We start from the raw sequence: 19,213 nt of genomic DNA on the forward strand, positions 1-19,213 counted from the left end.
TGGGGGATATTCACAAATGATGCGTAAAAAACTAGTTATTATATCCATGGTATTGCTCTTATCGGGCGGTTCATTGGTTGCAGCAGACAAACTATTTCAAAAGGTAACGCTCCTTTATAATAATAAGCAATCCACTGACGATGCTGTCGTTGTGGATGATAAGGTTTATATTAGCATTCGTTCTTTAAGTGACAGCCTTCAAGCCTTCGTCCAATGGAAGAGCAATGATAAGAAGCTCATTATTCAGAAGCCCAATGTGCATATGTTTCTAATGAACGAGAAGCGAGCTATGTTCGGACAGGTTGATAAAGGCAGTGTTCAGAAATTTTTAGTGCAAGCACAAATCGATAATTTGAATATGGCGATTTCAGAGTTCAAAGTGACCATCGTTGATCCTAATGATAAGGAAACGACAATCGACAGCCGCAGCCAGGATGATGATGATTTTAAAGAGTTCGTCGAAAAAGACACCTTTTGGTTCAGCTCCAAGCTCGTTTCCTACGATTTCAAAAATGCCGGAAAATACAAGGTACAGTTTTGGATGCAGCAAAAAAACAACGATCCACAGCTCATTTCTGAAAAAATCGTTACTGCAAAATAAATCTTTTTTTCGATTGCCCAAAGGGGGCTGTTCTCATGAACAGCCCCCTTTGTCTATTTCTGCCGCTCTATCTGGAGCAGCAGCTAGGCTGTCTGAATCTACGCTTATTCACGAGTGATATAGATGAGATTTTTCTAATTTATGAGGAGCAAAATGGTGAAATACCGCCGTTTACGGCACTTTAAGCTAGTCCTTGCGATATAGCGCCTAAAGGACAAATCGGTATATTTTACACAACATCCACATAATTAATGAAATTGACTCCATGTATTTAGTTAGAAAGCACTACTATGGCGTGTTTATATTACAGAAAGAACGGTTTAACGAAGCAAATTGTCAAAAGGTTACATGAGAATTATTAGAAATTGCCACTAAAGGCAGGAGATCATTGAAAATAATCGAATATTTCTCAAAGCAATAAAAAAACTGCCTAATTCCCTATTGGGATACGGGGGAACCACTTTGGGTGAATTGATTCCGACGTTTGAGTTTTTTTCAAACGCCCGAGGAATCATAGGGAGCCTTCAACCGAACCCCACAGCTAACCTCGTCGGCATTGGAAGGAGTTTCACAATTGAAGAAGATTACCGCATTAATCCTGGGTCTCGTTCTCGTGCTCGCTTTTCAAGCGGGAAGCGCTTTCGCTGACTCAAAATTGAACGGAATTGTTAATGATCTTATTGGCACTCCGTACAAAAGCGGCGGAACGTCGTCGAAAGGTTTTGATTGCTCCGGCTTCACGAGCTATGTGTTCGAGAAAATGGGCATTGAGCTTTCACGTACTTCTGGTTCGCAAGCAAAAGAAGGTACAAAGGTCGCTAAGGCTGACCTCATTGCGGGAGATCTTGTGTTCTTCGACACAGTTGGCGGCAATAATAGCGCCATATCCCATGTTGGCATTTACATTGGAGATGGCAAGTTTGTACATTCATCCTCGAGCAGAGGCGTTGTAACTGACAAACTTAACTCCGAGTACTATGAGGGACGATATGTAACTGCTCGTCGTATCATGGATGCTGATTCATACCAAGCCAACGTTGACGTAAAATAGAGCAGCCTAATCCCTCTTCTTGAGGGTTGAACGGGTAGACTCATCTAGCAAAGCCGCAGTTTTTTGTCCTCTGACGACAAATGACTTGCGGCTTTGCTGTTTCATTCCAGCTGGAATGCGGCCGTTCAATGTTGCGCTTATGGAAGGAGCTATCACTGATGTATTTGTTTATTCACCGCAAGGATTTGCGTATTGCAGATTTGCGCGCTTTTGATTATTTGAAGAAAAAAGAGAAACAAGGCATTCATTTGCTAATCATAGATCCCGTTATTACAGGAGATGGCCGTTTAACTAGTCATAGCGGCCGAAATTTCATGGCGCAAGCCGCCTCGCTTCTGCACAGCTATTCTAATGCAGGGAAGGAGCTGCATGTGCTTTATGGTAATCCTGCTGCGATCACCGAAGCACTGCTGCATGCGCATCCTATTGATGAGGTTATTGTTCATACAGACTATACGCCTTACTCAAGGCAGCGAGATGAGCAGCTTGGGCTGACCACACGCAGCCTTGGCCGCCGATGGATGTCTATTGCCGATTCACCTCTTGCTGATCTAGATGCTTTCCCGGCATTTGCTCAAAAAGTGGAGCCATACAAGGTTTTCACACCCTTTTATCGCAAGTGGAGCAGCTTTATGCTGGAGTGCTATAGCCCAATGAGTGAAACGACGATTCATGAGCTTGCTACCTTAAGCGAAATCAATGCCAAGGTTGCGCAGTCTTTCGCTTTGCCTGAATCCATTTCGTGCGCCCTAGGCGGCACGAACGTACAAGGATCATCCAAAGGATTATCCAAGCTGGAACGGTTCGTACGAGAACGCCTTGCCTCTTATTCCGAGATCAGGGACGCTTATGCCGATGATCATACAAGCCAGCTCGCACGTTTCCTTAATACGGGCGCCATCTCCGCTCGCCAAGCCTACGAAATGACCCAAGGGCTTCCGGGGTCTGAATCATGGATACGGCAGCTGGCATGGCGTGATTTTTATTTATATCAAGCGATGTATCATGATGATTTCTTTCGTTACGAGCAGCTCGCTGATATGTCCAAGCTCTCAGATGCTCATCTAGAAGCATGGGCTGCAGCCGCCACTGGCATTCCAATCATTGATGCGGCCATGACGCAGCTCAATCGTACAGGTGAGCTGCCCAACCGCTTGCGAATGGTAACAGCCATGTTTTTAACTAAAAATCTGCTATGCCCCTTCACGCTTGGAGAACAATATTTCCGCCTTCACTTAAGCGATTATGACAACACGCTTAATCGCGGCGGCTGGCTGTGGTGCTCTTCACTCGGGTATGACGCAGCGCCTTACTTCCGCATCATGAATCCCGCAACTCAGTCGCAGACGCATGATCCTAGTGGCAGCTATATTAGGCGCTGGCTGCCTCATTTGAATCATCTGACAGACAAAGAGATTCATCAGCCGCAAAGCGGTGCCATCGTCGACTTGAAAGCATCACGCGCGCGCGCCATAGAGGTATACAAAACCATTCTTAAATAGCTGAAAGCATTTAGAATAACACGTTTAATAATAAATAAACCTCCACACCCGCTTTGAAACAGCGAATGTGGAGGTTTTTTTTATAATTTGCAGTCCATTTAAGCCTTGGATCTTACGCTGTGAACTTGTTTTCTTCCGAGCAGGAGCATCGCCGCTAGCAGAAGCAGCATCAGTATAACCAAGCTGCTTATATACCATAACGTTGACTCTACGTTGTACTGATCCATTATCCAGCCAGTCACTCGTGGAAAAATCGCTCCTCCAAGCCCGCCGAATGCTACCAGCAGACTCGTTGTCCTCTCCGTCATACCCGGAATGAGCTCATTGGCATAAACAAGAGCGATACCGAATATACCCGAGAAGAATAACCCGCTAAGTGCGACAAAGGCAAGCATCCAGCTAAGCTCACCCATAAACGCCATTAATACAAAAACGACCGAGGCGCCTGCTGTAGCAATCAGCAAGTATCGCGAATAACCCATGCGATCAGCCAGTACCCCAGCAAATAGACGCCCTAGCACCATCGTTCCCCAGAACAAGCTGAGCACCGCTGCCGCACTGGAATCTCCTACGCCTGAACGAACAATGAGAATAGAAGGCAGATAATTGGAGAAGCTCATTTCCATTCCTACATAAAGCATAAAAAATAAAGCCGATAACAAGAGAAATGGAAGTGCTTTGCGCGGATAGCCAAAAAAAACAGATCCGCGAGTGGTTTGCAATCCTTCCAACTCATTCGAATGGCCTTCCTTCACTTCCGGTGTTCGAGCAACTATACCAAGCTCATCATCCAGCTCTCCAAAGGACATCGTCAGCCAGAGAACAAAGGTGATGCCTGACATCGCTGCCAGAATCGGAAAGGAAACCTGCCATATGCTATGCTGAATCAGATAAGCCGCTGCAATTGGAATCAACAATGCGCCAACACCAAAAAAGGTTTCCAATCGGCTCATCGCCGATGCCTTGCCGTTTTTCGCCATATCAATAATCATTGCGCCGACGACCGCTTCCGTCATCCCAAAGCCAAGACCCGCAAGAGGGGCAATCGCGAGCATCCAGCCCCATGGAAGCAGCAAGCTGTATGCCGCCTCACTCAGCGTCAGTACACCCATCGCAATCAGTACTGCGCCTCTTTTTCCAACTCTCGCAGTAATAGATGGCGCTAGCAGAACACCCACCAGGAACCCGAGGAATTGATTCATAATCCATTGCCCGCCATCTTTATAGGTTAAACCATAATGAGCAATGAGCTGTTCCAAGATAGATCCGCCCACAACATGGGCAACGCCGATGACTAAATATGACAAGCAGCCTAGCCAGATCAACTTCTTCATTTTGATGCTTCTCCTTATTTACGCGCGATCAACGCACGCCTATCTGTTATAATAAACCTATTTCATTCGACATTCGCTCTATTCAGCTACTTTTTTTCAAGCGGAGGTAAAAACAAATGACAAGCCATCAAAGCTCTATTCATTATAATCGAGATGAAGGCGATATGACCATATGCCCGCTCGAAACCGTTCATGCACAGCAACTATGCGGCTGGCGCTACGAGGCTCCATTTGATGTTTATAACTGGCCGGCTTGGGAGCAAATGAAAAAAGACGAAATCGAATTTGGCGATTCCGTCCTTCGTGCTGCCCAATATATGGCTGTCCTAGACGCTCAGTCTGCGCTCATTGGGTTCGCGCAGTTTTTTCCTTTAACAGGCGTAACGCGGCTTGGTCTTGGATTGCGGCCTGATCTTTGCGGTAAAGGCCTCGGCCTTGCCTTCACACGTCTCATTGTCGCAGAGGCAATAAGGCGCACCCCTCAAAACGAAATTGATTTGGAGGTACTTACTTGGAACACTCGTGCGATGCGCGTTTATGAACAAGCCGGCTTCCATATTACAGACACCTATGCGCGTTCTACACCCACTGGCTTTGCCGAATGCCATTGTATGGTTTATGAGCCAGCAGCTGCACATTATAGACGCTGAGCTCCTCGCTCAGAATCCTTCAAATCCATAAGTAAAATAAGACCTGGCGCTGCTAGAACAGATACGGTTCTAATCCATGCGTGTGAATCGAGATCGGTATAGGCGCGCGAAACGATTGCACGTCGATGCTCATTGAGCTGGACGAGATTAGGAACAAAATAGGGACGCCAACACCAATTGGCACCGCGGTATTGATCCTCTCGCCTCCAAGCCTTGTCCGCATCGCGATAATAGTTGGATGAGAGCTGAATACCGCTCTCATTGCACAAATATACCCGAATGCAATGGTCATAAAGCTCGGGAAGCAGCCCCTCTATCCATTCATCCTCATGATCCAGGTAACGCGTCTCCTGAACAAGCGCAACCCACTGCTCTGCCAGCTTCTCCGATTGCCGCTGCCAATAGCGTTCAGTTCCAACGAAATGCAGCAGATGCTGATCAAGCTCCGCTTCAATTAGAGATGCAAAACAAGCAGGCTCACGAAACTCCGGCTCTGCCCTTGCAAACATATAGCCTTGGACGTAACGGGCGCCTGCCTGAATTGCGCGAGCTAAATCCTCCCTTGTCTCCACTCCCTCGACGAGCAGCGAAGCTCCAATTTGCTCTGCTAAATCAGAGAAGGATCGCAGCACACCGAAATAACCGTCATGAGTCGCGCTTTTCTTAATCATATGAATATCGATTTTGAGCAGGTTAGGCTGAATGTGAGCAATCCGATCCGTATTGCTAAAACCACTGCCTACATCGTCGATTGCAATTAGACAACCCCTTGCCCGGTATATGTCGACAACAGAACGAAGCCTATCCATGGAACCTTGGAAGCTTTCCTCCGTTATCTCTATGACAATTCGTTTCGGGTCAATTCCGTACTTATCAAGCAGCGACAACGTGTAGAGCTCGCCGATCTCCTCATACCGATAAATCCAAGACGGCTTCAAATTAATGAATAACATCGGCTGCTCTTCTTCCATTGAAGCCAGCTTCGAGAATGCCTGCTCCCGCAGTATCCGGTCCACAATAATGTGGTCCTCTTCTGGAATTTGTTCATTGCAGAAGAAAGGTCCAAGACTCCGCACGGAATCACCCTTTACAGCTCGAGCAAGCACCTCGTAGCCCATAATGCGTCTTGTATCCATCGCTATAATGGGCTGATAAAATGCAGTTAATGTTTCACCATCTAATTCAAGCGCTTTCGGCAACAGCAACGATGATGAGCACTCATTCATGTCGTTCTCCTCTATGTTAGATCAATGTCAAATTATATGTCATGTTGTATTGAATAACATTGTAATAGAGTCGACATTAATTGTAAAGATCCGACAAGAGCACTACTTATATGAATTTTTATGCCGAATGCTTAGATCAATCTAATGATTTGTGTCACCTTATCGTCTTGTGAAACCTCTATGATGTGATGTTTGCTATTATACGTAATGACACCGCTGCCTACCTCAATGACCGGATTCTCTCCTAGCCCAAAGAAAACATCATCCGCCAAAGCCTCCATCACTTCATGCCGATCGCTTACAGGCAGCTGAGCCCATTCATCTGGTTCCATTTCAAAAAAAGTATAGCTATTCTCAATTTCAGCCACAGCTGCTGTAAAATCCTTCAATATATCTGAATATTCTCTTGCATGTCTTACGCCCATTTGCGTATACCACCTTTGCTATCGTCATTTTTTGTACATATCTCTCTACTATTCTACCGCATTTTATCATTTTTTAACGCATTCGCCTTAAATCATTCCATATACTCTAACTTCAGAATACCCATTTGTCGATAATATAAGAAGTAGAGAAATGTCGAAAATGTATTGGACGGGGTGTATGATGAAAAATTCAACAATTATTGGTTTGGTGCTAGGATTAGTCGCTGTACTTGGAGGCATGGTTTTAAAGGGAGCACACCTGTCCTCTCTTGCAAATCCAGCTGCTTTTATGATTATTATTTTGGGAACTATAGCCTCCGTCATGATCGCCTTCCCGATGTCCGAGCTATCTAAAGTGGGTAAACTATTCAAAATGGTGTTCACTGAGCAAAAGCTGCCTATGCGTGATGAGCTGATTCAGCGCTTCATGGAATGGGCTTCCATTACACGTCGCGAGGGTTTGCTCGCTCTTGAAGCAAAAGTTGACGAGATTGAAGATACATTTCTTCGTAACGGCATGCGTATGATTATTGACGGAAATGATCAAGATTTTGTACGCGATGTTTTACTTGAGGATATTGCCGCAACAGAAGACCGCCATAAAGCGGGGGCACTTATTTTTACGCAAGCAGGTACATATGCCCCTACACTTGGGGTACTCGGAGCAGTTGTAGGCCTCGTTGCCGCACTTGCTGATATGAGCGATATGGGAAAACTCGCACATGCCATCGCAGGCGCTTTTATCGCAACACTTCTAGGTATCTTTACAGGTTATGTATTATGGCATCCTATTGCTAATAAACTGAAGCGCATGTCTAAGAAAGAAATTCAAATCCGTCTTATGATGGTGGAAGGCCTTCTTTCTATTCAATCCGGCGTATCAACGATCGCTATTAATCAGAAGCTGTCTGTTTTCCTTACACCTACAGAAAGATTGAAGATGAGGGAAAAGGAGGAAGGCGCCGTTGAGCAGAAAGCATAGACATGAAGAACACGAGGAGCATGTGGATGAATCATGGCTCATTCCTTACGCCGATTTGCTCACCCTGCTGCTAGCACTTTTTATCGTGTTGTACTCCATGAACTCCGTCGACGTAAAGAAGTTTGAAGAAATGTCGAAAGCATTTAGTTTAGCACTCAGCACTGGCAGCGGTATTCTAACCGAAACGTCCGCTGTGAAAAGCGGCGAGGATGACGGGAAGAAGCAAAAAGAAGAAGGCGGCAAGCTTCCCGACAAGGATGTAAACAAAAATCAATCAGATGAAGAGAAAGCTCGCGAGGAACTTATTAAGCAGGAGCAGAAGGATCTCGAGGATCTGAAGAAAAAAGTAGATGCCTATATTAAGAAAAACGGCCTGACATCTGATCTTGAGACGAAGTTAAATCTCTCACAGCTGATGATTACGATTAGCGACAACGCATTATTTGCACCGGCACAAGCAACTGTTAAGCCTGAATCGAAGGAGCTTGCCGTTGCGATCAGCAAAATGCTGCAGCAGTACCCTGATTATGAGGTCATCGTTTCCGGTCATACCGATACAACGCCGATCTCGACTTACCAATTTAAATCAAACTGGGATTTGAGCTCTATGAGGGCGATTCGTTTCTTGGACGTTTTGCTCGAAAATAAACAACTGAAACCCGAGCGCTTTAGCGCAATCGGTTACGGTGAGTATCGTCCTGTTGCCGACAACGAGACGGTTGCAGGCAAATCCAAAAACCGTCGTGTAGAGGTTTCAATCATTCATACGTACGCCGATGTCACGAATGCCCAGCAATTAAATGTGAAAAAACCATAATGAAAAAACCTGAATCAACTCGCCCTAAGCGTGTGATTCAGGTTTTTTTGTCGTTATACGAATGAATGCTTCCTGCTTAGACCGGCTCATAACTTAATGTCTCGAACAAAGTCGCCTTCTCGGCTTCGCTCAAATCACGCCATTTGCCAACATGAAGACCGCCGAGCTGGATGTTCATAATACGCTGCCGCTGCAGTCTCCGAACATGATAACCGAATGCTTCGCACATTCTACGAATTTGACGATTGCGGCCTTCCGTTAAAATAATGCGGAATACGCGGTCCGTCACTCTTGTTATAACACATGGCAATGTCATGCTGCCTAGAATATGAACTCCGCTTGCCATTCCTTTTAAGAACGCTTCTGTCATCGGTTTATCTACAGTAACCAAATATTCTTTCTCATGCTTGCCCTCCGAGCGTAGAATCGGATTGACGATATCACCGTCATTCGTGAGGAGAATTAATCCCTCCGAATCCTTGTCCAGCCTCCCGATCGGGAAGATACGCTCCTCATGACCAACAAAATCAACAATATTGCCTCTAATATGAAGCTCGGTTGTACAGGTAATGCCTACCGGCTTATTAAGCGCAATATAAACATGATTTTTTTGCTCGCCGATTTTGCGGCCATCAACACGTACATCGTCACCTATTTCAGCTTGGCTGCCGAGCTGTGCCTTTTCTCCATTGATCGTAACACGTCCGCTGTCTACGAGCTTATCCGCCTCACGTCTGGAGCAATAACCTGTTTCACTAATAAACTTATTGATTCTCAAAGCTGCTTCACCCCGTTGTATGTAATGCCAAGTCGGCAATTTTGTCCGATGAATAATACTGAATCATCGATGACTTGCTTGCTGCCTTCATTTGTCCAGCTTGTCCCGCCGCTCTTCTCATTGCCAAAGCTACATCCTCACCCTTAATCGGCCGATACTTGCGCAGCGGACCAACCATTGCAAATTGCAGCCCTTTCGAAACGACAGCTCCAAACGCTTCACCAGGTCGAGCCTGCGGTCTTTCGCCTAGCAGAAGCGAGGGTTGGAACACTTGAACTAGCGGAATGCTCAGCTTAGCAATCGCATCCTGCAGTTCCCCTTTCACTCTGCTGTAAAATATTTTCGAGCTGGAGGAAGCCCCCATAGCCGTCACGATAGAAAATAATGAAGCATTCGTGCGTTCTGCAAACCGGGCAAGCGTGAGCGGATATTCGTAATCTACTTTGCGAAAGGCTTCTTGCGTCTTCGCAACCTTGATCGTCGTACCGAGCGTGCAAAATATGACGTCTGCATGTACCTGCTCCAGCGTTTGATCCAAATCCTCAAAGGAGATAACGATCATATTCAGTTTGGAGAGCTCATTTGCGCTGCCCAAAGTTTTCGTCTCTAGCGGCCGCCTTACAATAACGGTTACCATCGTCACCAGCGGATCACGAAGCAGCTGACGGAGCAAAGCTGCTCCGATCAAACCAGTAGCTCCTACGAGTAAGGCGCTGTAGCCTGAAGCATCATGAAGCACGTTCCCTTTTTGCCATGAACCATCTACAGAAGATTCCTGCTTCAACGAGAATCCCTCCTCTTACATTTCCGTTAGAAGCCCGATCTGTGCTTATGCTTCCAGTATACCGCTCTCCCGTGTTTCTTTCAAAGCTGGCAGCAGCAAATGTATCGTTGTTCCGACATTAACCTGGCTTTTAATATCCATCGTTCCGCGGTGGCTGTTAATAATACGCTGACTAACCATAATGCCGAGCCCTGTGCCCGTTTCCTTCGCTGTAAAAAAGGGATCTCCAATTTTCGGTATCATATCGTCCGGGATGCCCATTCCTTCATCCGTTATCGTGATCGAAATGTATTCCCGTTTATGATTAATATGAATATGGATTCGTCCACCATTTGGCATCGCTTCAATCGCATTTTTCAGCAAATTAATAAACACTTGCTTCAATTGATTTTCTTCACATGAAATTAAGCAAGAATCATCGGTTAGAGTAACACAAAACTCGATATTATGAAGAAGTGCTTCACTGTTCATTAACGCAATAACATCTTGCAGTACATCCCGTATGTCCTTGGTGACAAACCTCGTCGCTTGCGGCTTCGCAAGAATGAGAAACTCGCCAACAATGAGATTGATCCGGTCAAGCTCCGATAACATAAGCGTTACGTGGGAAAGTGCCAGCTTCTTGCTCTCCTGCTGGAGCTGCAGGAAACCGCGCAGCGTCGTCAGCGGGTTGCGAATTTCATGGGCTACGCCTGCTGCTAGCTGCCCTACTGTCGTCAGCTTCTCCGACCTGCGCAGCAGCTCTTCCATTTTGTTACGGCTCCTCATGTCTCTTGAAATGCTGGCAAAGGCACGAATCGTTCCGTCCGAATCACGAATTGGCGATATGGTTACACTTACAGGTATCAGCTCTCCAAGCTTTGTCATTCGTATCGTTTCCTGAGCTGGCAGTACTTTGCCCGACAAGATCTGGTTTAACATATCCCTCATCTCTGCATGATGAGAGTCGGGAAGAATAGGATTTATGAGACCAATTGCTTCTTCTTCCTCATAACCAAAGAGCAGCTCGAAAGCACGGTTTACTTGAATAACCTTACCATCCAAATCAATAAGATGAATCGCATCGCTCGTGTGATTAATAAATGACTCCAAATGCTCCTTCATCCGGCGGTTTTCCTCAAACGCTCTGCGCAGCTTGTTCATATATATACTTAGATTTTGCGACATCGCATTGACCTTAAGAGCCAGCAAGCCGAATTCATCCTTACGTTTAATTCGAATCGGCTGTTGAAACCTTGCAGATGAAACCTCGTTAACCTTCCATAAGATATCTTTTAGAGGTCTAATCATTACTCCTACCAGCCAATAGCTAATAAAGAGGACGAGCACCATCGATATGCCCGTATAAATGAATGAATCATTTCGCTTCTCCGCGATAAGCTCATTAATTCCCTTTCTGTCATAAACGACACTTATAATGTAATTACCCATCTGCTTCGTGTAATAATAACTTCTAAAATAACATTTTCCGTTGATCTCCATCTTTCGAAGCTCAAAACCTGTTTTCTTCACATCGGTTATAATAGATTGATCGCTATTTGAATCCAAATACGTGTAAGTACCGTAACGCACAGCCAACGTATCTTGCTCAAATACTGTAATTTCATTTATATTTGGATTTAATGTTTTTACGATATCAAAGATATGCCCAGGGCCTGAGCGATCCTTCTCCGGAAAGATATAGCCTGAACCTGACTTCTTCTCGTAAGAGGAAAATGTGTTCGCCACATGCATGGAAGTATCGTGCATCGCTCGTTTTGCTTGCTCACGCATGCTTTGAATCATCGAATACTCACTAAGCATGTGTTGGAATATAAAAAACGTCAAAACGATAAGCGTGATCAAGACTGAAAATTTCATCTTTATTGACAATGAATGACACATCCTTTTACACAAAAACGTTTTTATTAACAACTTATACACAATATCCACAATTACTGTGCACAGCTCTGAATAAATTGTGAGTATTTATGTGTATATCATGATAGTTATCCACAATGTTATCCACGACATGTTAACAACGGAATATTTGTTCGTTGTATAATGAATAAATAGTAAAGGAGTTATTGTATATGACAAGAGAGCAAGAAGATCAGAAATGGATGCTGGAAGCTATTGAAGAAGCCAAAAAAGCCGAGCAAATTGGAGAGGTTCCTATCGGGGCTGTTATCGTCAGAAACAATGAAATCATCGGAAGAGGCTACAATTTGCGTGAGACGAGGTTTGATCCAACCGCTCATGCCGAAATGGTAGCTATTCGTGACGCCTGCGATCGCATCGGCGCATGGAGATTATTAGATTGTACATTGTATGTCACGTTGGAGCCTTGTCCAATGTGCGCCGGCGCCATTGTTCAATCTCGGGTTAAACGTGTCGTTTATGGAACAACCGACCCGAAGGCTGGATGTGCTGGGACGCTCATGAATTTACTGCAAGAGCCCCGTTTCAACCATGAAACGGAGCTCACTAGTGGTATTTTACAGCCTGAATGCTCAAACCTGTTGACTCAATTTTTCCGACGGCTTCGAGAGAGATAATATTCTCTACATATCGTCGCGGCGTATCGTAATATGTGTTAGCTCGTTTCTTTGTATATGCTGTAACGCAACAATTAGTTGATCGGCCTCTTCGCTAATCGCTAGAACATCCGGATCTGTCAGACTGCCGCGCGCTTCGGCTATTTCATGAAGCTTTAGCCGCAACGACTGCAATTGTTTAAGCAAGTGTTTTTTGTCCATAGCTCGCTTCGGGGCACGCTCCTTATCTAGCACTCGTGTGGTAATGCTTCTATTATACTCGTAGAGCAATAAGGAGTTTGTAAAAACTTGTCGACGAACGTAGACAATTTTCGGGCATTATTCGACAAAATGAAGTTATTTTATCCAATTTCTAGTTCTTTTTAACTAGTAAAATCGATCAATATATGGAAAAAGTTACTTGCGTTAAATACAGAATAGTAAAATATACATATATATGAATAATTGAAAAATGTTAATAAAATCACAAATATGCTAATAACGCTCATCAAGTGCTTTAATGTTAACAATTCCGATAAATGGTTTCAGCTATTTACGGGTAATGGTGTCGAATGCCAGAAAAAACGGCTGTTAAAGAAGCTGTTTTAAGCGGCAGCATGCGCCTCGGATTTGGTCCAAATCCTCCACATCTTTGTAGCTATTATGAGGATAAATCCATTTGTATTATAAGAAAGTATGAAGTAAAATTATTTAAAACATTAGTCGTAATACAGGGAAATGAACATAAATTAGGATGTCGGGATGTGCCTTTGTGAATAATAAAGCAGTAATTTTGGGTTGTAATTATTATATAGGTTTAAGCACCATTCGTTGCCTAGGCATTAACGGTGTACATACGGTTGCCGTAGATTATTCGACTAAAGATACCTATGGCGCCGATTCAAAATATACGTCTGAGAGACTAATCTCTCCTCATTATAAAGAAGACACGGCAGCGTTCATTCGTTTCTTGAAGGAATATGCCCGCAAGCAAAGCGCTCCTCCTGTCCTTATTCCATGCCACGATTCTTATCTTGAGGTTATCGATGAGCATTTGGAAGAGCTTAGAGAACACTATCTCATACCACAAGACATTCCGGGCATATACTCGGATATGATGAATAAAGAAGTGCTGCAGCGCCTTTCTCTAGAAAATGGCGTAGCTGTTCCCGAAACGGTCCGTGTAGACGAAGATCGTTTTTTTGAGAAGATCGACGAAATCATTAAATATCCTTGTATCGTCAAACCAACAGATTCTCCGTCCTTCGTTGCCAAGTTTAGACGCAAGCTCTTTAAGGTACACAGCCGCGCTGAGCTCGAACAAGCGCTGGCCAAAGCGAAGGAAGCGAGCTTGGAAGTCATCGTACAGCGTATCATCCCGGGTTTCGACGATCATATGTATACGTTCGACGCGTATTTAAACCAAGATTCAAAGGTCACTCACTGGGTCACTTGTCAAAAATTCCGCCAATATCCGATTAACTTCGGCGCATCGGTGTATACAGGGCAGAGATACGTACAAGAGCTGTTCGATATCGGAGCTCCTTTTCTAGAGAAGATGAAATGGAAAGGCTTCGCGGAAATTGAATTCAAAAAAGACGCCGAAACTGGCCGTTTTTATTTAATCGAAGTCAATTGCCGGATTACCAACCTGAACAACCTGCTGTACCGAGTTGGGGTAAATATTCCATGGATTACTTACCAAGAGTTAACTGGCGGCAACCTTGTGCCTCCCAAAGCCGTCAAAGAGAATACGAACCGTGTTTTCTGGTACGGATATGAGGACATGCTTGCTGTTCGCGATTACATCAAGACAGGTCAATTGACTTGGAAGCAAGTATTCGTATCCTTGTTTAAACCGAAAGCTTATGCGATCTGGGATTGGAAGGACCCGAAACCAGCCTTTTCCTATGCGGCTATCATCGGTGGCAAGCTTACGAAAAAGCTTCTAAGAAGATAGCCTGCGAAAATAGTAATAGGTAATAGAATGGAGCTGATCGTATGTTATTGACCTCCTTACTGAAAGATCTGGATTACACGCTCGTGAAAGGCGATTTGCATATTGAAGTAAGCTCCATTGCCTTTGATTCAAGGGAAGCCGCAGCTGGCGGCGTGTTTGTTGCGATCACTGGCTTTTCGGTTGACGGACACCGTTTCATTGATAAAGCGATCGCACTTGGTGCGACGGTTGTTATTATAGAGAAGGATGTTGATGTACCCGAAGGCATAACTGTGTTGCTCGTTAACGACACGCGTGAGGCGCTCGCCCTGGTATCCGCTAACTTCTATCATCGTCCGACTGAGCAAATGAATCTTCTCGGCATCACTGGAACAAACGGGAAGACATCGACCACATATTTTCTAAAATCTATATTCGAGCAAACGGGGACAGCCCTCGGAATTATCGGCACGATCGGCACAGTTATCGGCGACAAGCTGATTCAAAACAAAAATACGACGCCGGAATCGCTGTATTTGCAACGAATCTTCGCCGATATGATCGAATCACATATGAAGCATTGCGTCATGGAGGTTTCTTCGCATGCGCTCAATTTGAAACGCGTTGCTCATTCCAGCTTCAAAACTGGCATTTTCACAAATCTAACGCCGGATCATTTGGAGCTTCACCATACGATGGAGGAATATTTCGAAGCGAAGGCTTTGCTGTTCGACATGACGACGGACTTTAACATTATTAATGCAGATGATAAATTTGGCCGTATTCTCATTGACCGCTTGCAGTATAAAGGTCCAAAGCTGGTTACTTATGGCATTGAGCAGGAAGCTGACATTTACGCGACGGATATTACTTATTATGCCGACTATACGACTTATAATGTAAATACGCCAAAGGGCAGCATCGCAATTAAAGTAAACCTGCCTGGGACGATCTACGTATATAATAGTCTAGCCGCTATTGCAACGGCTTATTGCAATCAATTTACGCTACAGCAAATTGCAGATGGCATTGTGGCTGTTGAGGGTATTAAAGGCCGGCTGGAAGTTGTTTATCAAGATGAGGATACGAAGATCATCGTCGATTTTGCTCATACCGAGGACAGCCTAGAGAAGGCATTAAAAACAATCAGGCCTTTTACCAAAGGCAAAATCATTCTCGTGTTCGGCGTTTACGCATCTGATGGGGAATCAGGCACAGAGAAACGTAGAGCGATGGCTAAGGTAGCCGCTACATTTGCTGATTTTTCCGTAATCACCTCTGATAATCCCAAGGAGCAGGATAATAACCTGATTATTAGGGAAATTATTGAAGGAGTCGAAGCTTATAACGGAGCTTATGAGGCCGTTATCGACAGGAGAGACGCTATTGCTTTTGCCATTGATATCAGCAGAAAAGACGATGTCATTCTCATAGCCGGCAAAGGTCATGAAACGTCGCAAATTATTGGGAAAACGGAAATCCCATTTAATGAATCGGAAATCGTCAGGGAAATCAAATTAAAAACGATGTGACTGCGCTTAAAACAATAAAGTTAATGAAAGGTATTCCACATGTGCGGTTTTGTAGGTTTTGCAGATAGTCGTCCCGACGTTGATCAAGTAGCCATAATTAAAGATATGATGGATATGATCGTTCATAGAGGTCCCGATAGTGGCGGTATCTATTCAGATGAGGAAGTAACTTTAGGGTTTAGACGCCTCAAAATTATAGATATGTCTGAAGAAGCCAGCCAACCGATTTACAACGAGGATAAAAGCTGTGTTCTTGTATTTAATGGAGAAATCTACAATTATCAAGAGCTGCGCGAAGAGTTGATTCAGTGCGGGCATACCTTTGTTAGCCATACGGACAGCGAGGTTATCATTCATGCTTATGAAGAGTATGGAACCTCGCTGCTTCAGAAGCTAAGAGGCATGTTTGCTTTTGCGATATGGGATACGAATACGGAAACGATGTTTCTCGCCAGGGATTTCTTTGGCATAAAGCCGTTGTATTATACACAAAACACAACGGATAATTCCTTCCTATTCAGCTCTGAAATCAAAGCTTTCTTAAAGCAGCCTGCCTTTCGCAAAGAGCTGAACAAGGATGCGCTCAAGCCTTACCTGACCTTTCAATACTCCGTGCTTGATGAAACGTTTTTTAAAGGCGTGTACAAGCTGAAGCCTGGTCACTATATGCTTTACAAACAAGGCAAGCTAGAAGTGAAGCCTTATTGGGACGTTAACTTTGCAGAAGAACCGAACAGCCTGTCTCATTACGTAAACCAAATTAAAAGCACAGTGAAAGAATCTGTCGCCTATCACCAAATTAGCGATGTGCCGGTCGGGTCTTTTTTGTCCGGAGGCATTGATTCCAGTTATATTACCGCTTTGCTAAAACCAAACAAAACATTTTCCGTCGGCTTTGAGGATTATGAAGGCAACTTTAATGAGACGAACCTCGCAGAGGATTTGTCAGAAATTTTAAACATCGAAAACTATAAACGACTGGTTTCAGCGGATGAGTGCTTCAAAATGCTGCCAACGATTCAGTATCATATGGACGAACCGCAGTCCAACCCTTCCTCCGTGCCTCTCTATTTCCTAGCAGAGCTTGCGAGCAAGCATGTGACCGTGGTGCTCTCTGGAGAAGGCGCAGACGAAATTTTCGGCGGTTATGATTGGTACGATACGACACCAGCGATGAAAAAATACAAGAAGCTTCCGTTTGCAATCAGGCGGCCGTTATCATTATTAAGCGGCAAGCTGTCCAAAAACAGAATCACCTCCTTTGTCGTAAAAGGCGGACAGCGGGTTGAGGAACGTTTTATCGGACAAGCGCATGTGTTTGAAGAAGCTGACGCCTTAGCTGTATTGAAGGACGAATATAAGCAAGGACCATCCGTACAAAGCATTACGAAGACTGTATATGATCAAGTGCGGGGTAAAGATGATATAACCAAAATGCAATATCTCGATCTGAAGCTTTGGCTTCCGGGAGATATTCTTCTTAAGGCAGACAAAATGAGCCTCGCCCATTCTATTGAGCTGAGAGTTCCATTTTTAGACAAAATGGTTATGGATCTGGCTTCAAAGCTGCCTACTGATCTTCGTGTACATCCAAGCAATACGAAGTATGCACTGCGTACAGCTGCGAAGGAAGTACTTCCCGATGAATGGGCGAATCGACCAAAGGTTGGTTTTCCTGTACCTATTAGGCACTGGCTAAGACAAGAGAAATATTATAAGCTCGTTAAGGACATGTTTCTCTCGGACCGAGCGAAGCTGTTCTTTCATACCGATGAGCTGATGAAATATCTGGATTCGCATTATTCAGGCAAGCAGAACTACGCTAGATACATTTGGACAGTGTATGTGTTCCTTATATGGCATAAGACGTTCTTCGAGCAAGCGTAACAGGCATAGGGCAGCCACCGGCTGCCTGCTCGTTACACACTGTCGCATAACTATTACGGCTATAAAGTAAAGGAGCCACCAACATGAAGAGAATGATCAAGCTCCTGGTGTTATTGGGTATTATATTTTTTATTTATACATTGTTTACGAAAGAAGATGCAAAACCTGTATTCAATGAGAAAGTCGATTCTACACCAACGACTGCCCCTACTCCAGAAATAGAGCAAGGAACAATTACAATAATAAGCAAAGACGAAGCAACGCAGCAGCCGATTAAAGATGCTGTATTTACGATAACCGCTGCGAATAGCGGATCAGTTATCGGCACCATGACAACAGACGAAATGGGTAAAGCAACATCTATTTTGCTCGATTACGGTACCAGCTATAAGATAAAACAACAGAAGGTCGGCAGGCCTTATCAGCTGTCGGAGGAAGAGCATCAAATAGCGGTTAACAGCCCTGCACAAGAGCTGACAACCACCAACAAAACGTTTGAATATGTGAAGAATTATGAGCGGGCAGCTGATGGCTCCATTAACATTAAGAAGGTTTATATCGATGTCGATACCATCATGCAGAAGCCTGAGCTGCCTAACGGCTGTGAAATTACTTCATTAACCGCGGTACTCAATTATTACGGATATGACGTTACCAAAACAGAAATGTCGGATAATTATTTGCCGAAGCAAGCTTTTATCACCAAAAACAATAAATTGTATGGGCCTGATCCCTATAAATCATACGCTGGCGAACCTAGGTCGTTAAAAGGCGGATTTTTCAGCTTTGCACCTCCTATCGTGGAGGCGGCTAACTTGTATTTTGATGTCGCAGGGCGCAGCAACAGTACTTCAGATATTAGCGGCAGCACGCGAGAGGAAATTATCGAGCAGCTTAATAATGGGATCCCTGTCGTAACTTGGATTACGCTTGATCTCACGCCGCCAAAAATGAATTACGCTTGGTATTTCAGTGATACTGGTGAATATTATTCAGCTCCTATTAATTTGCACGTGGTTGTCCTAAATGGATATGAAGATGGTAAAGTACATGTAATGAATCCGTTAAAAGGACAAGTTACTTACGATGCAGACACTTTTTTTAACAGCTATGACGCAATGGGAAGCCATGCTATGATCGTTGAATAACTAAATCATTTCAATTAAACACTTCATCAAAAGTAGGTTGA

General features: G+C 44.3%; 20 protein-coding genes and 1 riboswitch. Of the genes, 13 read left to right on the plus strand and 7 right to left on the minus strand.

Annotated features, from left to right (window positions below):
* Window positions 1-16 precede the first annotated feature (16 nt).
* The 4 genes from AB4Z50_RS28910 (at window position 17) to AB4Z50_RS28925 (ending at window position 3,154) form a co-directional block, all read left to right on the plus strand.
* Window positions 17-601, plus strand: a complete 585-nt coding sequence (locus tag AB4Z50_RS28910) for a hypothetical protein (RefSeq protein WP_441884810.1) — start codon at window positions 17-19, stop codon at window positions 599-601.
* A gap of 35 nt (window positions 602-636) precedes the next feature.
* Window positions 637-786, plus strand: coding sequence for a hypothetical protein (locus AB4Z50_RS28915; RefSeq protein WP_441884812.1), 150 nt, complete (start codon window positions 637-639; stop codon window positions 784-786).
* A 232-nt stretch (window positions 787-1,018) separates the two neighbouring features.
* A riboswitch (cyclic di-AMP (ydaO/yuaA leader) is annotated at window positions 1,019-1,172 on the plus strand.
* Window positions 1,173-1,175: 3 nt separating this feature from the next.
* On the plus strand, window positions 1,176-1,652 hold the full coding sequence (locus AB4Z50_RS28920) for a C40 family peptidase (protein WP_076271568.1): 477 nt from the start codon (window positions 1,176-1,178) through the stop codon (window positions 1,650-1,652).
* Between the two features lie 158 nt (window positions 1,653-1,810).
* Window positions 1,811-3,154 carry an FAD-binding domain-containing protein gene (locus tag AB4Z50_RS28925; RefSeq protein ID WP_441884814.1) on the plus strand — a complete coding sequence of 448 codons (1,344 nt, stop codon included), beginning with the start codon at window positions 1,811-1,813 and terminating at the stop codon, window positions 3,152-3,154.
* Between the two features lie 98 nt (window positions 3,155-3,252).
* Here the strand turns inward: AB4Z50_RS28925 and AB4Z50_RS28930 are convergent, their stop codons facing one another.
* Window positions 3,253-4,488, minus strand: a complete 1,236-nt coding sequence (locus AB4Z50_RS28930) for an MFS transporter (RefSeq protein ID WP_441884816.1) — start codon at window positions 4,486-4,488, stop codon at window positions 3,253-3,255.
* 116 nt (window positions 4,489-4,604) lie between these two features.
* On the opposite strand from AB4Z50_RS28930, the gene AB4Z50_RS28935 reads away from it, so the two are divergent.
* On the plus strand, window positions 4,605-5,138 hold the full coding sequence (locus AB4Z50_RS28935) for a GNAT family N-acetyltransferase (protein ID WP_441884818.1): 534 nt from the start codon (window positions 4,605-4,607) through the stop codon (window positions 5,136-5,138).
* On the opposite strand, the gene AB4Z50_RS28940 is transcribed toward AB4Z50_RS28935, so the two are convergent.
* Together AB4Z50_RS28940 and AB4Z50_RS28945 are read right to left on the minus strand one after the other, a co-directional pair.
* The gene (locus AB4Z50_RS28940; RefSeq protein WP_441884820.1) at window positions 5,126-6,343 is read right to left on the minus strand and encodes an EAL domain-containing protein; all 1,218 of its coding nucleotides are present in this window, start codon (window positions 6,341-6,343) and stop codon (window positions 5,126-5,128) included. The genes AB4Z50_RS28935 and AB4Z50_RS28940 overlap by 13 nt on opposite strands.
* Window positions 6,344-6,495: 152 nt before the next feature.
* Window positions 6,496-6,789 carry a hypothetical protein gene (locus AB4Z50_RS28945; protein WP_076271564.1) on the minus strand — a complete coding sequence of 98 codons (294 nt, stop codon included), beginning with the start codon at window positions 6,787-6,789 and terminating at the stop codon, window positions 6,496-6,498.
* A 181-nt stretch (window positions 6,790-6,970) separates the two neighbouring features.
* Here AB4Z50_RS28945 and motA point away from each other — a divergent pair, with 181 nt between their 5' ends.
* Together motA and AB4Z50_RS28955 are read left to right on the plus strand one after the other, a co-directional pair.
* Window positions 6,971-7,771, plus strand: coding sequence for a flagellar motor stator protein MotA (gene motA / locus AB4Z50_RS28950; protein ID WP_054027115.1), 801 nt, complete (start codon window positions 6,971-6,973; stop codon window positions 7,769-7,771).
* A complete protein-coding gene (locus tag AB4Z50_RS28955) occupies window positions 7,755-8,588 on the plus strand; it encodes a flagellar motor protein MotB (RefSeq protein ID WP_441884823.1) in 834 nt (277 codons plus the stop codon). The genes motA and AB4Z50_RS28955 overlap by 17 nt, the downstream gene beginning before the upstream one ends.
* Window positions 8,589-8,664: 76 nt before the next feature.
* Here the strand turns inward: AB4Z50_RS28955 and rluF are convergent, their stop codons facing one another.
* Genes rluF through AB4Z50_RS28970 form a run of 3 tightly spaced genes read right to left on the minus strand, consistent with a single transcriptional unit; the run spans window position 8,665 to window position 12,022 of the window.
* On the minus strand, window positions 8,665-9,366 hold the full coding sequence (rluF, locus tag AB4Z50_RS28960; protein ID WP_441884825.1) for a 23S rRNA pseudouridine(2604) synthase RluF: 702 nt from the start codon (window positions 9,364-9,366) through the stop codon (window positions 8,665-8,667).
* Between the two features lie 7 nt (window positions 9,367-9,373).
* Window positions 9,374-10,150, minus strand: a complete 777-nt coding sequence (locus AB4Z50_RS28965) for an NAD(P)H-binding protein (RefSeq protein ID WP_441884826.1) — start codon at window positions 10,148-10,150, stop codon at window positions 9,374-9,376.
* A 45-nt stretch (window positions 10,151-10,195) separates the two neighbouring features.
* Window positions 10,196-12,022 carry an ATP-binding protein gene (locus AB4Z50_RS28970; protein ID WP_441884828.1) on the minus strand — a complete coding sequence of 609 codons (1,827 nt, stop codon included), beginning with the start codon at window positions 12,020-12,022 and terminating at the stop codon, window positions 10,196-10,198.
* Between the two features lie 200 nt (window positions 12,023-12,222).
* Between AB4Z50_RS28970 and tadA the strand changes: the two genes are divergently transcribed.
* Window positions 12,223-12,687, plus strand: coding sequence for a tRNA adenosine(34) deaminase TadA (gene tadA, locus AB4Z50_RS28975; protein WP_076271560.1), 465 nt, complete (start codon window positions 12,223-12,225; stop codon window positions 12,685-12,687).
* Between the two features lie 6 nt (window positions 12,688-12,693).
* On the opposite strand, the gene AB4Z50_RS28980 is transcribed toward tadA, so the two are convergent.
* Complete coding sequence (locus AB4Z50_RS28980; protein WP_076271559.1) at window positions 12,694-12,888, minus strand: aspartyl-phosphate phosphatase Spo0E family protein; 195 nt, start codon at window positions 12,886-12,888, stop codon at window positions 12,694-12,696.
* 350 nt (window positions 12,889-13,238) lie between these two features.
* On the opposite strand from AB4Z50_RS28980, the gene AB4Z50_RS28985 reads away from it, so the two are divergent.
* The 5 genes from AB4Z50_RS28985 to AB4Z50_RS29005 all read left to right on the plus strand — a co-directional run bounded on the left by AB4Z50_RS28985 (window position 13,239) and on the right by AB4Z50_RS29005 (window position 19,172).
* Window positions 13,239-13,442 carry a hypothetical protein gene (locus AB4Z50_RS28985; RefSeq protein ID WP_339205953.1) on the plus strand — a complete coding sequence of 68 codons (204 nt, stop codon included), beginning with the start codon at window positions 13,239-13,241 and terminating at the stop codon, window positions 13,440-13,442.
* A complete protein-coding gene (locus AB4Z50_RS28990; protein ID WP_076271558.1) occupies window positions 13,439-14,626 on the plus strand; it encodes a carboxylate--amine ligase in 1,188 nt (395 codons plus the stop codon). The genes AB4Z50_RS28985 and AB4Z50_RS28990 overlap by 4 nt, the downstream gene beginning before the upstream one ends.
* A gap of 41 nt (window positions 14,627-14,667) precedes the next feature.
* A complete protein-coding gene (locus AB4Z50_RS28995) occupies window positions 14,668-16,137 on the plus strand; it encodes a UDP-N-acetylmuramoyl-L-alanyl-D-glutamate--2,6-diaminopimelate ligase (RefSeq protein ID WP_441884830.1) in 1,470 nt (489 codons plus the stop codon).
* A 39-nt stretch (window positions 16,138-16,176) separates the two neighbouring features.
* Window positions 16,177-18,024: an asparagine synthase (glutamine-hydrolyzing) gene (gene asnB, locus AB4Z50_RS29000; RefSeq protein ID WP_441884832.1), complete on the plus strand. Its 1,848-nt coding sequence runs from the start codon at window positions 16,177-16,179 to the stop codon at window positions 18,022-18,024.
* 83 nt (window positions 18,025-18,107) lie between these two features.
* Window positions 18,108-19,172, plus strand: a complete 1,065-nt coding sequence (locus AB4Z50_RS29005; RefSeq protein WP_441884834.1) for a C39 family peptidase — start codon at window positions 18,108-18,110, stop codon at window positions 19,170-19,172.
* The last annotated feature ends 41 nt before the right edge of the window (window positions 19,173-19,213 follow it).

Origin of the sequence: Paenibacillus sp. 2TAB26 (assembly GCF_052115145.1) — a bacterium.
Lineage (GTDB): Bacteria > Bacillota > Bacilli > Paenibacillales > Paenibacillaceae > Pristimantibacillus.